Annotated in this window: 11 protein-coding genes; 8 read left to right on the top strand and 3 right to left on the bottom strand. The window is 74.4% G+C overall.

Going from position 1 to position 13,415, the window contains the following annotated elements:
* Nucleotides 1–19: 19 nt before the first annotated feature.
* The gene (locus D1781_RS16535; protein ID WP_119483613.1) at nt 20–844 is read right to left on the bottom strand and encodes a PfkB family carbohydrate kinase; all 825 of its coding nucleotides are present in this window, start codon (nt 842–844) and stop codon (nt 20–22) included.
* 83 nt (nt 845–927) lie between these two features.
* On the opposite strand from D1781_RS16535, the gene D1781_RS16530 reads away from it, so the two are divergent.
* From D1781_RS16530 to D1781_RS16495, 8 genes are all read left to right on the top strand, one after another.
* Complete coding sequence (locus tag D1781_RS16530) at nt 928–2,481, top strand: Na+/H+ antiporter (RefSeq protein ID WP_119483612.1); 1,554 nt, start codon at nt 928–930, stop codon at nt 2,479–2,481.
* 42 nt (nt 2,482–2,523) lie between these two features.
* Nucleotides 2,524–3,762 carry an alpha-hydroxy acid oxidase gene (locus D1781_RS16525; RefSeq protein ID WP_119483611.1) on the top strand — a complete coding sequence of 413 codons (1,239 nt, stop codon included), beginning with the start codon at nt 2,524–2,526 and terminating at the stop codon, nt 3,760–3,762.
* Between the two features lie 105 nt (nt 3,763–3,867).
* Nucleotides 3,868–5,604 (top strand): ABC1 kinase family protein, encoded by a 1,737-nt coding sequence (locus D1781_RS16520; protein WP_119483610.1) that lies wholly within the window; start codon nt 3,868–3,870, stop codon nt 5,602–5,604.
* A 52-nt stretch (nt 5,605–5,656) separates the two neighbouring features.
* On the top strand, nt 5,657–6,526 hold the full coding sequence (locus D1781_RS16515; protein WP_119483609.1) for an HpcH/HpaI aldolase/citrate lyase family protein: 870 nt from the start codon (nt 5,657–5,659) through the stop codon (nt 6,524–6,526).
* 187 nt (nt 6,527–6,713) lie between these two features.
* The gene (locus D1781_RS16510; RefSeq protein ID WP_119483608.1) at nt 6,714–7,445 is read left to right on the top strand and encodes an IclR family transcriptional regulator; all 732 of its coding nucleotides are present in this window, start codon (nt 6,714–6,716) and stop codon (nt 7,443–7,445) included.
* Nucleotides 7,446–7,490: 45 nt separating this feature from the next.
* A complete protein-coding gene (locus D1781_RS16505; RefSeq protein WP_119483607.1) occupies nt 7,491–8,900 on the top strand; it encodes an MFS transporter in 1,410 nt (469 codons plus the stop codon).
* A gap of 53 nt (nt 8,901–8,953) precedes the next feature.
* Complete coding sequence (locus tag D1781_RS16500; RefSeq protein WP_119483606.1) at nt 8,954–9,166, top strand: hypothetical protein; 213 nt, start codon at nt 8,954–8,956, stop codon at nt 9,164–9,166.
* Between the two features lie 49 nt (nt 9,167–9,215).
* Complete coding sequence (locus tag D1781_RS16495) at nt 9,216–11,015, top strand: ABC transporter ATP-binding protein (RefSeq protein WP_119483744.1); 1,800 nt, start codon at nt 9,216–9,218, stop codon at nt 11,013–11,015.
* 304 nt (nt 11,016–11,319) lie between these two features.
* Here the strand turns inward: D1781_RS16495 and D1781_RS16490 are convergent, their stop codons facing one another.
* Complete coding sequence (locus tag D1781_RS16490) at nt 11,320–12,792, bottom strand: NAD-dependent succinate-semialdehyde dehydrogenase (protein WP_119483605.1); 1,473 nt, start codon at nt 12,790–12,792, stop codon at nt 11,320–11,322.
* Nucleotides 12,793–12,840: 48 nt separating this feature from the next.
* Nucleotides 12,841–13,413, bottom strand: coding sequence for a nicotinamidase (locus D1781_RS16485; RefSeq protein ID WP_119483604.1), 573 nt, complete (start codon nt 13,411–13,413; stop codon nt 12,841–12,843).
* Nucleotides 13,414–13,415: the final 2 nt, after the last annotated feature.

The following is a 13,415-nucleotide window of genomic DNA, read 5'->3' as shown; positions in this document are numbered from 1 at the left end:
CCGCTCGCCGCCGGACTGGTCAGCGGTCGTCGGGCTCGGGCTGCGCGCCCGCGTGCTCGACGGACCGCGCTGCCGCGGCCGCCGCGGCCCGCATCGCCGGCTCGCGGTCCTCGCCGGCGGCGAGCGCCGCCGCGAGCGCCCCGCAGTAGGTGTCGCCCGCGCCCGTCGTGTCGACCACGGTGCCGGCGCGGTCGGCGGGGACGGCGATGCCGCCCCAGGCGGACCCCTCCTCGCCCCGCGTGACGAGCAGCTCGGCCGGCCGGCCACCCGCGGCGCGGAGCAGCTCCGCCTCCGACGCGTTCGCGACCACGGGCTCCGCGAGGGCCAGCACGTCCGCCGGCAGGTCGGCGTAGGGCGCGGTGTTCAGCACGACCCGGGCGCCGGCCGCGGCCGCCGTCCGAGCGGCCGCCGCGACCACGTCGAGGTCGACCTCGAGCTGCAGCAGCAGCACGTCGCCCGCGACGATGCCGCGGAGCGCGTCCAGGTCCTGCCCGCCCACCGCCGCGTTGGCGCCGGGCGAGACGATGATCGTGTTCTCGCCGTCGTCGGCGACGGCGATGAACGCGCGGCCCGTCGGACCGGGCACCCGGCGCACGCCCCGCACGTCGACGCCGAAGCGGGCCAGCCGCTCGCGGTAGGCGGCGCCCTCCGCGTCCTCCCCGACCGCGCCGATCATCCGCACCGCGGCGCCGGCCCGCGCGGCCGCGACGGCCTGGTTCGCGCCCTTGCCGCCGAACGCGAGGGCGGGATCGCCGCCGATCAGCGTCTCCCCCGGCTCGGGATGCCGCGGCACGCGCACCACGACGTCCACGTTCAACGAGCCGAGCACCCAGACGTCCGCCACGCCTCCATCGTCCCAGCACCCGGGACCGCCCGGACCTGCATCCGACGTGACCGCGGGCGGCAGGACGAGGAGAATGGTCGCTCATGGAAGGTGTCGTCATCGCGACGCTCATCGGCGTCTCGCTCTTCGTCGGCGGCGTCGTGGCGTGGAAGACGCGGCTGCCGGCCCCGCTCGTGCTGCTCGCGCTCGGCATCGTGCTCGGCTACGTCCCCGCGCTCGGCCGGATCGAGCTGCCGCCGGAGCTCGTGCTGTCCCTCTTCCTCCCCGCGCTGCTCTACTGGGAGTCGATCAACACCCCGGTCCGCGAGGTGCGGCGCAACCTCCGGGTCATCCTGATGCTGTCGATCCCGCTGGTGCTCGTGACGGCGGCGGCGGTCGCCGGCGCCGCGCACCTCGCGGCCTTCGCGTGGCCGGTCGCGATCGCCCTCGGCGCGATCGTCGCCCCGACCGACGCGACGGCCGTCGGCCCGGTCACGCGCCTGCTGCCGCGGCGGTTCCGCACCACGCTGCGTGCGGAGAGCCTCATCAACGACGGCACCGCGCTGACGATCTACGCGATCGCGGTCTTCGCCATCGAGAACCACCAGGAGGTGGACCTCGGCCGCGGCGCGCTGGCGTTCGTCGTCGCCTACGCAGGCGGGATCGTCGCGGGCGTCGTCGCCGCGGCGCTCGCCTACGGCGCCCGCCGACTCGTGCGCGGGCAGACCCTCCTCGAGAACACGGTCAGCGTGCTGACCCCGTTCGTCGCCTACCTCATCGCCGAACCCGTCGGGGCATCGGGCGTCGTCGCCGTCGTGGTCTGCGGCCTGATCCTCACGCACTTCACGCCGCGGCTCATCTCGGCCCGCACCCGCGTGCAGGCGCGCGGGTTCTGGCAGCTCGCGAGCGGCGTCGTGAACGCCGCGCTGTTCCTGCTGGTCGGCCTGCAGGCCCACGCCGTGCTCGACGGGCTCGGCGGGAACCCGGGACCGGTGCTGGCGCTCGGCCTGCTCGTCGCCGCCGTCGTGATGGTCGTCCGGCTGGTCTGGATCTACACGACCCCCTACCTGATCCGCGCGCTGGACCGACGGCCGATCCAGCGGACGCTCCGGGTCTCCGCCCGGCAGCGGCTCGTCACCGGCTGGGCCGGGTTCCGCGGCGCCGTCTCGCTCGCCGCCGCGCTCGCACTGCCGCCGGGGGACGGCTATCCGCGGGACGAGCTGATCGCGATCACCCTGGTCGTCATCGTGGTCACGCTCGTCGTGCAGGGGCTCACGATGCCCGCCGTCGTGCGGTTCGCGCGCCTGCCCGCGGATCCCTCGGAGCTCGAGGAGGAGCGGCTGGCGGAGGAGGCGATGCGCGACGCGGGGGCCGGCGCGCTCGGCCCGATGGCCGAGCGGCTCGGCACCCCGGACGACATCGTCGAGCGCGTGCGCCGCCAGTACGAGGAGGCGCATCCGCGGACGTCCGACGGACGCGCTCCGCTCTGGGCCGACGGGTCGGAGGGCGAGCTGCGGCGCGCGGTCATCGCCAAGAAGCGGGAGGCGGTCATCCGGCTGCGCGACGAGGGCCGCATCGACGACACGATCCTCCGGCGCATGGAGGACCGGCTCGACATCGAGGAGCTGCGGCTCTCCCCGATCGCCGCCGACGACTGACCTCCCGGCGGCCCGCGCCGACGGCGGTGGGAGGCTGGACGCGTGGTGCAGCGCCAGTTCCCGAAGCCCGTCGAGGTGCTCGAGCACCTCAAGTTCAAGACCCCCGAGCTCGACCGGAGGAAGGCGCGGCTGGAGTCCGCGCTGACGATCGAGGACCTCCGCACGATCGCGAAGCGGCGCACGCCGAAGGCCGCCTTCGACTACACCGACGGGTCCGCCGAGGCGGAGATCTCGATCCGCCGGGCCCGGCAGGCGTTCCGCGACGTCGAGTTCCACCCCGAGGTCCTGCGCGACGTCGCGCACGTCGACACGACCGCGACCGTGTTCGGCGCCCCGTCGGCGCTGCCGTTCGCGATCGCGCCGACCGGGTTCACCCGGCTGATGCAGACCGAGGGCGAGACCGCCGGTGCCGGCGCGGCGGGCGCCGCGGGGATCCCGTTCACCCTCTCCACCCTCGGCACCACCTCCGTCGAGGGCGTGCGGGCGGCGAACCCGGACGGCCGGAACTGGTTCCAGCTGTACGTCATGCGGCAGCGTGAGATCTCCTACGGCCTCGTCGAGCGCGCCGCGCAGGCCGGGTTCGAGACCCTCTTCTTCACCGTCGACACCCCCGTGGCCGGCGCCCGCCTCCGCGACAAGCGCAACGGCTTCTCCATCCCGCCGCAGCTCACGGTGCGCACGATCGTGGACGCGCTGCCCCGGCCGTGGTGGTGGATCGACTTCCTCACCACCCCGAAGCTCGAGTTCGCGTCCCTGTCCGACACCGGCGGCACCGTCGGCGGCCTGCTCGACATGGCGATGGACCCCACCATCTCCTTCGACGACCTGAAGGTCGTCCGCGACCTCTGGCCCGGGAAGCTCGCGATCAAGGGCGTGCAGACCCTCGAGGACGCCAAGCGGTTCACCGACCTCGGCGTCGACGGGATCGTGCTCTCCAACCACGGCGGCCGCCAGCTCGACCGCGCCCCGATCCCCTTCCACCTCCTGCCCGACGTCGCCCGCGAGGTCGGCCGCGACACCGACGTGATCGTCGACACCGGGATCATGAACGGCGCCGACGTCGTCGCGGCGATCGCGCTCGGGGCGAAGACCACCCTCATCGGCCGTGCCTACCTCTACGGCCTCATGGCGGGCGGGCGCGCCGGCGTCGACCGGGCCATCGCGATCCTCGCCGACCAGGTCGACCGCACCATGAAGCTGCTCGGCGCCCACTCCCTCGCGGAGCTCGAGCCGCGCCACGTCACCCAGCTCGAGCGCCTCGTGCCCCGCGCCCGCGGCTGAGCCCGCGCAGCCTTCGGATGCCGGATCCGGCGGAGGACGGGAGGATGCAGGGGTGACGGACGAGACCCGACGGACCGCGCCCCTCCTCCCGGCCGGGGCCCTGCGATGAGGGCCGACGCCGACCTCGACCTCCTCGGCGTGCTCGTCACGCGGCGCGGGCGGCTCATGGAGGTCGCGACGGTGCTGCGGCGGTACGGGTTCGCCTCGATCGCCGCGCAGCTCGACTCCGCGGGCGGGCCCGGTCATCGCCTCGTCCAGCGCGTGACCGACCGCTTCATCGACCCGGAGCTGGCCAGCGCGTCGGCCGGGGAACGGCTTCGGGGCGCGCTCACCGAGCTCGGCACGACCGCGATCAAGCTCGGCCAGCTGCTCAGCCTGCGCCCGGACATCGTCGGCCCGAACGTCGCCTCCGCGCTCGCCGAGCTGCGCGCCGGGGTGCCCGCCGACCCGCCGGGCCACGCCGAGGACACGGTGCGGGCCGAGCTCGGCGCCGACGTGACGGAGCTGTTCCGGGAGTTCGACCCGACCCCGCTCGCCTCCGGCTCCGTCGCGCAGGTGCACCGCGCGGTGCTGCACGACGGCACCCCCGTCGTGGTGAAGATCCTGCACGAGGGCGTGCGGCGGCGCGTGCTCGACGACCTGCAGCTGCTCAGCGCCCTCGCCGTCTGGAGCGAGGCGGTGTCCCCGATCGCGCACCAGCTGCGGTTCGCGGCGGTCGCCGCCGACTTCGACCGGAGCATGCGCGGCGCGGTGGACCTGCGCGAGGAGCTCGCGAACCTGCAGCGCTTCGGCGCGATGTTCGCCGAGGACCCGGGCGTGCGCATCCCGGTCGCCTACCCGGAGCGGTCGTCGGCGGGCGTCCTGACGATGGAGGAGATGACCGGGCACGTCGTCGACGACGGCGAGAGCGTCCGCGCCGCCGGCTGGGCGCCGGACGAGCTCGCCACCCGCACGGCGAGCATCTACCTCACGATGGTGTTCCGGCACGGGATCTACCACACCGACCCGCACCCCGGGAACTTCCTCCTGAACCCCGGCGTGATCACGATCCTCGACTTCGGCGACGTGGCCCGGATCTCCTCCTCGAAGCGCGAGCAGCTCGAGGACCTCATCGCCGCGGTCGGCGGCGGCGAGCCGAGGTCGGTCACGGACGCGCTGCTCGCGATCACGGACGCGCCGCCCGGGATCCGCGAGGACGAGGTCGTGGACGACGTCGAGGCGCAGATCACGGACCACCTGACGGGCGGCGTCGACGCGATCGACCTCGCCGCGGTGACGCGCGGCGTCGCCGTGGTCGTGCACCGGCACGGCCTGTCGCTGCCCGCCGAGATCGCGCTCGTGCTGCGCGTCGTCACCCTGCTGCAGGGCCTCGCCGCCGACATCGGCGCGGACATCGACCTGCGCTCGATCACCCGGCCCTTCGCGCTCGACCTCGCGCGGCGCCGGCTCGACCCGAAGGTGCGCCTCGGCCGCGCGGTCCGGACGGGCCGGGCCTGGGAGCGCCTCGCGGAGACGCTGCCCGGCGAGCTGAGCGCGCTGCTCGACCACATCCGGCGGGAGGGCGGCGCCGACCTGCGCCTCCGGGACCCCGACGGCATCGCCGACCACCTCGTCGACGGGCTCCTGACCGCCGCGCTCGTGCTCTCCGCCGGCGAGCTCGTCTCCCGATCGGTCCCGCCGAAGCTCGGCTCGCTCTCGGTGCCCGGCCTCGCCGTCGCGGGTGCCGCCTGGCTGCGCTACCGCTCGATCCGGGCCCGGCGGGCGGGCGCGCCGAGCGCCGCGGCGCGCCTCCGCCTCGCCGAGCGGGTCATCCGCTCCGCCCGCCGGCCGGGCACGTCCTGACGCCGGCCCGGCCGGCTCCGGGCGGCGGTCCGGTACCGTCGCACCGGCCGCGATGCCGCGGGGAACGGAGCAGCGCGTGAGCAGCACGGAGAGCCGTCGACGGACCGTCGACCCCGAGATCGCCCGTTCCTGGCTGCTCGTGAACGGCAACCGGCCCGAGACGTTCGACGCCGCCCGCGCCTCCCGCGCGGACCAGATCATCCTCGACGTGGAGGACGCGGTCGACCCGGCGAAGAAGGACCAGGCCCGGTCCGACGTCATCGCGTGGCTCTCGGCGGGCAACCGGGCCTGGGTTCGCATCAACGACCGCTCGACGCCGTTCTGGGAGCAGGACGTCGCGCAGCTCGCCGGCGTCGACGGGCTCGACGGCGTGCTGCTCGCCAAGACGGAGGCGTCGGAGCACGTCACCGAGACCTTCGACCGGCTCGGCGGCGCGGTCCCCGTGCTGCCCCTCATCGAGTCCGCCGTCGGCATCGAGGCGGCCGTGCAGATCGCGGGGGCCCGTGGCGCGTTCCGCCTCGCCTTCGGCAGCGGCGACTACCGGCGCGACACCGGCACGAGCGCGGACGACCTCGCCATGGCCTACCCGCGCTCCCGCCTCGTCGTCGCGAGCCGGGTCGGCGGCCTCCCCGGCCCGATCGACGGCCCGACCGTCGGGTCGAGCCACCCCGTGCTGCGCGAGCAGGCGCACACGACGGTCGCGCTCGGCATGACGGGCAAGCTCTGCCTCGACGTCGGCCAGCTCCCCGTCATCAACGAGGTGATCAGCCCGACCCCCTCCGACGTCGCCTGGGCCCGCGACTTCCTCGCCGACTTCGAGGCCCGCGGCCGCGTCATCCGGGACGGCAGCGACCTGCCCCGCCTGGGCCGCGCCCAGAAGATCGAGAAGCTCGCGACCGCCTTCGGCGTGAACCCGCTCTGACCCTCCGTGCCCCCGGAACGCGGGGCAGTTGACACGACGTGTAACATCCCGATAACGGCGGACCGGCACCCTGCCCCGCCGCGCCCATGTCGGGCAACTCCACCGGCCCACCGAGCCATCCCGGCTCACCGACCGACGGACATCGGAGCAGGCACTGGACAACCAGACGGATGAACGCGACCGCTCGGTGCTGGGACGCGCCGTCGGCGTGCTCGACGCCTTCGCGGGCGCGGAGAGCCCGGAGCTGTCGCTGACGGAGCTCGCGGACCGCGCCGAGCTGCCCCTCACCACCACGCACCGCCTCGCCGGTCAGCTCGTGAACGAGCGCCTGCTGGAGCGGCTGCCCTCCGGCCGGTTCCGCATCGGCCAGCACATGCAGGAGCTCGGCTCCCTCGCGCAGCGCGAGGTCGCGCCGGAGGACGTCTCGCACCCCTACCTGCAGGACCTCGCCGACGTCACCGGGCAGCCGGTGCAGCTCGTCGTGCTGGACGGCACCGACACGGTCGTCGTGGACCGCAGCGAGGGCACCGCCCCGGGCCGCGGGCCCGACCGCCTGCCCGCCCACGCCTCCTGCAGCGGCCTCGTGCTGCTCGCCGCCGCGCCGAAGCCCGTCGCCGACGCGGTGCTCGACGGCCCGCTCGAGCGCCGCTGGGACGGCACCCCGGGCGCCGTCGCGAAGGTCCGCGCCGCCGTCGAGGTCGCCCGGCGCCAGGGCCACCTCGAGCTGCGCAGCAACGCGGCCGGCACCGTCTCCGTCGCCGCACCGGTCGTCGTCGGCGACGAGGTCGTCGGCGCCCTCGGCATCAACAACGCGCCCGCCTCGCCGAGGTCGCTCGCGCCCGTCGTGCTCACCACGGCCCGGAGCATCGCCCGCGCCATGGGCGCGCCCCCGACCGGAGCCATCCCGATCATCCGCTGAGCGGGCTCGGTAGGCTCGGAGGTCCGCCGAGCCCCCGGAGCCGCCATGTCCTCGATCGCCGCCGCTCAGCCGCCCGTCAACAGCCGGGGTCGGGTGATCGTCGCCAGCCTCGTCGGCACCTCGATCGAGTTCTACGACTTCTACGTCTATGCGACCGCCGCAGTCCTCGTCTTCCCGGCGCTGTTCTTCCCGAACGACAGCCCGGCCGCTGCGCAGCTGTCGTCGTTCGTGACCTTCGGGCTGGCGTTCCTCGCCCGTCCGGTCGGATCCGTCCTGTTCGGCCACTTCGGCGACCGGGTCGGCCGCAAGGCGACGCTCGTCGCGTCGCTGCTCGTGATGGGCATCGCGACGTTCCTCATCGGCGTGCTGCCGACGTTCTCCGCCATCGGCATCGCCGCCCCCGCCCTGCTCGCCGTGCTGCGCTTCACGCAGGGCATCGGCCTCGGCGGCGAGTGGAGCGGCGCCGCGCTGCTCGCGACCGAGAACGCGCCCCGCTCGAAGCGGGCGATCTACGGCACGTTCCCGCAGCTGGGCGCGCCCATCGGGTTCATCCTCGCGAACACGCTCTTCCTCGTGCTGTCGCTCACGATGAGCGACGCCGCCTTCGCGGCGTGGGGCTGGCGCGTGCCGTTCCTGCTGTCGGCCGTCCTCGTGATCGTCGGCCTCTACGTGCGGCTCCGGCTCGTGGAGACCCCGGCCTTCACCCGGACGCTCGAGACCGGCACGCGCGCCCGCGTGCCGCTCGGCCGCGTGTTCCGCTCGAGCTGGCGGAACGTGATCCTCGGCACGTTCATCATGGTCGCGACCTACGTGCTCTTCTACTTCATGACCACCTTCACGCTGACGTACGGCACCGCGAAGGGCAGCGTCGCGGCCGGGCAGGCGGCGGCGGAGGCGGCCGGCAAGCCGTTCAACCCGGCGACGTTCCAGATCGGCCTCGGCTACCTCCGCAACGACTTCCTCGTCATGCTGATCATCGGCGTCGTGTTCTTCGGCGTCTTCACGCCGGTCGCCGGCCTGCTCGCCGACCGGTTCGGCCGCCGGCCGATGCTGCTCGTCACGACGGCGCTCATCGCCCTCTTCGGCCTGTCGTTCGAGGTCTGGTTCGGCGGCAGCGCCGGCGCCCCCGTCGTCACCACCGCGTTCCTCGCGGTGGGTCTGGCGCTGATGGGCCTGACCTTCGGCCCGATGGGGGCTCTGCTGCCGGAGCTGTTCCCGACGAACGTCCGGTACACGGGCTCCGCCATCGCCTACAACGTCGCGAGCATCCTCGGCGCCTCCATCGCGCCGATCGTCGCGGTGCTGCTCTGGCAGCGGGACGGCGACATCACGCTGGTCGGCCTGTACCTGACCGGCGCGGCCGTGATCACGTTCGTCGCGCTGCTGCTCTCGCGCGAGACGCGGGACGTCGACCTGCTCGAGGCGAGCGTGGCGGAGGCGCCCGCAGCGCCCTGACGTCAACCCGGGTTGACAGATCGTCCTCCTCGGGCGTCAACTAGAGTTGACACATGCCCGAGGAGGACGCCGTGACCGTCACCGCCGCCGAGTCCGGCGACCCGTTCGAGGTGCTGCGCCGGATCGCCGAGCAGCGCCGGGAGCTCGACCGCGCCGAGGCCGTCGCCGTGCGGCGGGCCCGCGTCGGCGGCGCCTCCTGGGCGTTCATCGCCACGATCCTCGGCGTGACGCGGCAGGCCGTGCACAAGCGGTACGGCCGCCGCTGACCCCGCTCGGCACGCGCACCCGCCGGAGCCGAGGATCATGGACGTCGACATGACCACGAGCACCGCCGCCGCGCCCCGGCGCGGCCTCCTCCGCCGATCGGCCGACAGCGGGCCCCGCGCCCGGCTCCGCGACCTCCTCCCCTACCTCGCCGAGCACCGCGGCCCGATCGCCGCGGTCGTCGTGCTGAGCATCGTCGGCGCCGCCCTGTCGCTCGCCCAGCCGCTGCTCGTCGAGCAGGTCGTCACCCGCGTCCAGCGCGCGCAGCCGCTCGGCGGCGTGGTCGGCCTGGTCGCGGCGATCGTCGCGGTCGGCGCCGTCATCTCCGGCGTGCAGCACTACCTGCTGCAGCGCACCGGCACCTCGGTGGTGCTCTCGGCCCGCACGCGCCTGATCCGGCACCTGCTGCGCCTGCCCGTCGCGGACTTCGACCGGCGCCGCACCGGCGACCTCGTGGCCCGCGTCGGCACGGACACGACGCTGCTCTACGCGGTGCTGACGCAGGGCCTCGTCGACGCGGTCGGCGGCGCCTTCACCTTCGTCGGCGCCCTCGTCGGGATGGCGCTGCTCGACCCGGTCCTGCTCGGGCTCACGCTCCTCATCGTGGTCTTCGCGATCGTCGTCGTCGGCGGGCTCTCGCGCCGCATCCGCGTCGCGAGCCGGGCGCAGCAGGACGCCGTCGGCGCCCTCACCGCGGACGTCGAGCGCTCGATCTCCGCCGTGCGCACGATCCGCGCCTCCGGCGCCACCGACCGCGAGACGGAGTCCGTGCTCGCGGGCGCCCGCCGCGCCTGGACGGCCGGGCTCGGCGTCGCCCGGGCCTCCGCGCCGGTCGTCCCCGTCGCCTCCCTGACCCTGAACCTCGCCTTCCTCGTCGTCATCGGGGTCGGCGGCTTCCGCGTCGCGTCCGGCGCGATCGGCATCGGCAGCCTCGTCGCGTTCCTGCTGTTCCTGTTCCTGATGGTGATGCCGCTCGGCAGCGCGTTCGGCGCCGCCAGCTCCGTCGCGAGCGCGCTCGGCGCCCTCGGGCGGATCACCGAGGTGCTCGACCTGCCCGCCGAGACCGCGACCGACGCCGCGGACCAGCGGCTCGAGCCGACCCGGGTCCAGGCGCCCGCCGTCGAGTTCGAGGGCGTCTCGTTCTCCTACCGCGGCGCCGACGGCGAGCGGGTCGACGTGCTGCACGACGTCTCGTTCACCGTCCCGCGCGGCACCCGCACCGCCCTGGTCGGCCCGTCCGGCGCGGGCAAGAGCACGATGCTCGCGCTGCTCGAGCGCTTCTACGACGTGGACGGCGGCGCCGTGCGCGTCGGCGGCGTCGACGTGAAGCGGCTCCCCCGCGACGTGCTGCGCAGCCAGTTCGGCTACGTCGAGCAGGACGCGCCCGCCCTCGCGGGCACCATCCGCGACAACCTGAGGCTCGCCGCGCCGCTGGCGACCGACGACGACGTCCTCCGGGCGCTCGACGCGGTGAACCTCCGCGCGACCGTGCTGAAGCATCCCGAGGGCCTCGACGCCGAGGTCGGGGAGGAGGGGGTGCTGCTCTCCGGCGGCGAGCGCCAGCGGCTCGCGATCGCGCGGGCCCTGCTCGCGGACGCGCCGATCCTGCTGCTCGACGAGTCGACGTCGAACCTCGACGGCCGCAACGAGCAGCTGCTCCGCGACTCGCTCGCGGCGGCCTCGGAGGGACGCACCACCATCGTGATCGCGCACCGGCTGTCGACCGTCGTCGACGCCGACCAGATCGTGGTCGTCGACGGCGGCCGCGCGGTCGCCGCCGGCCGGCACGAGGAGCTGCTCACGACGAGCCCGCTCTACCGCGAGCTCGCCGCCACCCAGCTGCTCGTCTGACGTCCGCCCGGCCGCCCCGCTGATCGAGGTGCGACGAAGGAGCCTCTGGATCGCCCGCGTGGCATGGTCTCGAGGCTCGCTACGCTCGCACCTCGACCAGCGGAAGAGCGGCAGAGGTCCCGCGGGGCCTCGAGATCGCCCGCACGAGCACTCTCGGGGAGCTCTGCGCTCGCACCTCGACCAGCGGAGGAGCGGCAGAGGTCCCGCGGGGCCTCGAGATCGCCCGCACGAGCGCTCTCGGGGAGCTCTGCGCCCGCACCTCCACCAGCGGAAGGGCGGCAGAGGTCCCGCGGGGGGCTCGGGGTCAGGCGAAGGGGGACGGGGTCATCGTGTACTTCGTCGAGAGGTACTCGTGGATGCCCTCGAAGCCGCCCTCGCGGCCGACGCCCGACTGCTTGACGCCGCCGAACGGGGCCGACGCGTTGGAGATGACGCCGACGTTCAGGCCCATCATCCCGGTCTGCAGGCGCTCGATCATCCGCTGACCGCGGGCGAGGTCCTGCGTGAAGACGTAGGACACGAGGCCGTACTCGGTGTCGTTCGCGAGCCGCACCGCCTCCGCCTCGTCCTGGAACCGGACGATGGACACGACCGGGCCGAAGATCTCCGTGCGGAGGATGTCGCTGCCGGCCGACACGCGGTCGAGCACGGTCGGCGCGTAGAAGGTGCCGGGGCCGTCGACCGGGCCGCCGCCGAGGCGCACCTCGGCGCCCCGGTCGACCGCGTCGCGGACCAGGTCGTCGGCCTTCGACACGGCGGCGGCGTTGATGAGCGGACCGACCTGCACGCCCTCCTCCGTGCCGCGACCGACCTTCACCGCCTCGACCTCGGCGGTGAGCCGCTCCGCGAACTCGTCCGCGACCGCCTCGTGCACGATGAAGCGGTTCGCCGCCGTGCAGGCCTCGCCGACGTTGCGGAACTTCGCGAGCATCGCACCGGTCACCGCGGCGTCGAGGTCGGCGTCGTCGAAGACGAGGAACGGCGCGTTGCCGCCGAGCTCCATCGAGGTGCGCAGCACGTTCTCGGCCGCCTGGGCGAGCAGCCGCTTGCCGACCGGGGTGGACCCGGTGAAGCTCAGCTTCCGCAGCCGCGGGTCCTTCAGGACCGGTTCGGTGAGCGCGCCGGCCGACGTGGTCGGCACGACGTTCAGCACGCCGGCGGGCAGCCCCGCCTCCTCGAGGATCGAGGCGGTGAGCAGCGTCGTGAGCGGCGTCAGCTCCGCGGGCTTCACGACGACGGTGCAGCCGGCGGCGAGCGCCGGGCCGATCTTCCGCGTCGCCATCGCGAGCGGGAAGTTCCAGGGGGTGATGAAGTAGCACGGCCCGACGGGGTGCTGTGAGACGATCGTGCGCCCCGACCCCTCCGGGTTGACGCCGTAGCGGCCGGTGATCCGCACCGCCTCCTCCGCGAACCAGCGGAAGAACTCGGAGCCGTAGACGACCTCGCCCGCGGCCTCCGCGAGCGGCTTGCCCATCTCGAGCGTCATCAGCAGCGCGAGGTCGTCCTTGCGGTCCTGCATGATCTGCCAGGCGCCGCGGAGGATCTCGGAGCGCTTCCGGGGCGCGGTCGCCGCCCACTCGTCCTGCGCGGCGACGGCCGCGTCGAGCGCCGCGATCCCGTCCTCCGGCGACGCGTCGGCGACCGAGGCGAGCACGTCGCCCGTCGACGGGTCGAGGACGTCGAACCGCTTCCCGCCGGCGGCGTCCCGCCACTCGCCGCCGATCAGCAGCCCCGTCGGGATCCCCGCCAGCAGGGCCTTCTCGTCGTCCACGGACATGTGTCGCCTCCTGCCGCCGATCCTACGGAGGCGCGGGAGGGCGGCCGCTCAGACGGTCTCGACGCCGACCGCGCGGAACTCCTCGAGCGCGGCCTCGCTGGTCGCAGGCGCGACACCGGCGACGAGGTCGGTGAGCACCCGCACGCGTTCTCCGCTCTCCAGCGCGTCGAGCGCCGACGCCCGCACGCAGTAGTCCGTCGCGATGCCGACCACGTCGAGGTCCGTGACGCCTCGCTCGTGCAGCACCTCGGCGAGGCTGCGGCCGTCGTCGGTCGTGCCCTCGAACGCGGAGTAGGCCGGCCTGCCCTGCCCCTTCTTCACGTGGACGTCGATCCCGCTCGTGTCGAGCGCGGGGTGGTAGTCCGCCCCGGTGGTCCCCGCGACGCAGTGCACGGGCCAGGTGACGGTGAAGTCCGGCGCGGCCGACGTGGCGAAGTGGCCGCCGTTGTCGCCCTCGCCGTCGTGCCAGTCGCGGGACGCGGCGACCAGCGCGTACTCGCCGCGGTGCTCCGCCAGCCAGCGGGTGATCCGCTCGGCGACGGCCGCGCCGCCGTCGACGCCGAGCGCGCCGCCCTCCGTGAAGTCGTTCTGGACGTCGACGATGAGGAGCGCACGACTCATGC

Origin of the sequence: Amnibacterium setariae (genome assembly GCF_003581425.1) — a bacterium.
GTDB lineage: Bacteria > Actinomycetota > Actinomycetes > Actinomycetales > Microbacteriaceae > Amnibacterium > Amnibacterium setariae.
The sequence above is the reverse complement of the archived record's forward strand: the minus strand, read 5'-3'. Positions and strand labels throughout refer to the sequence as shown.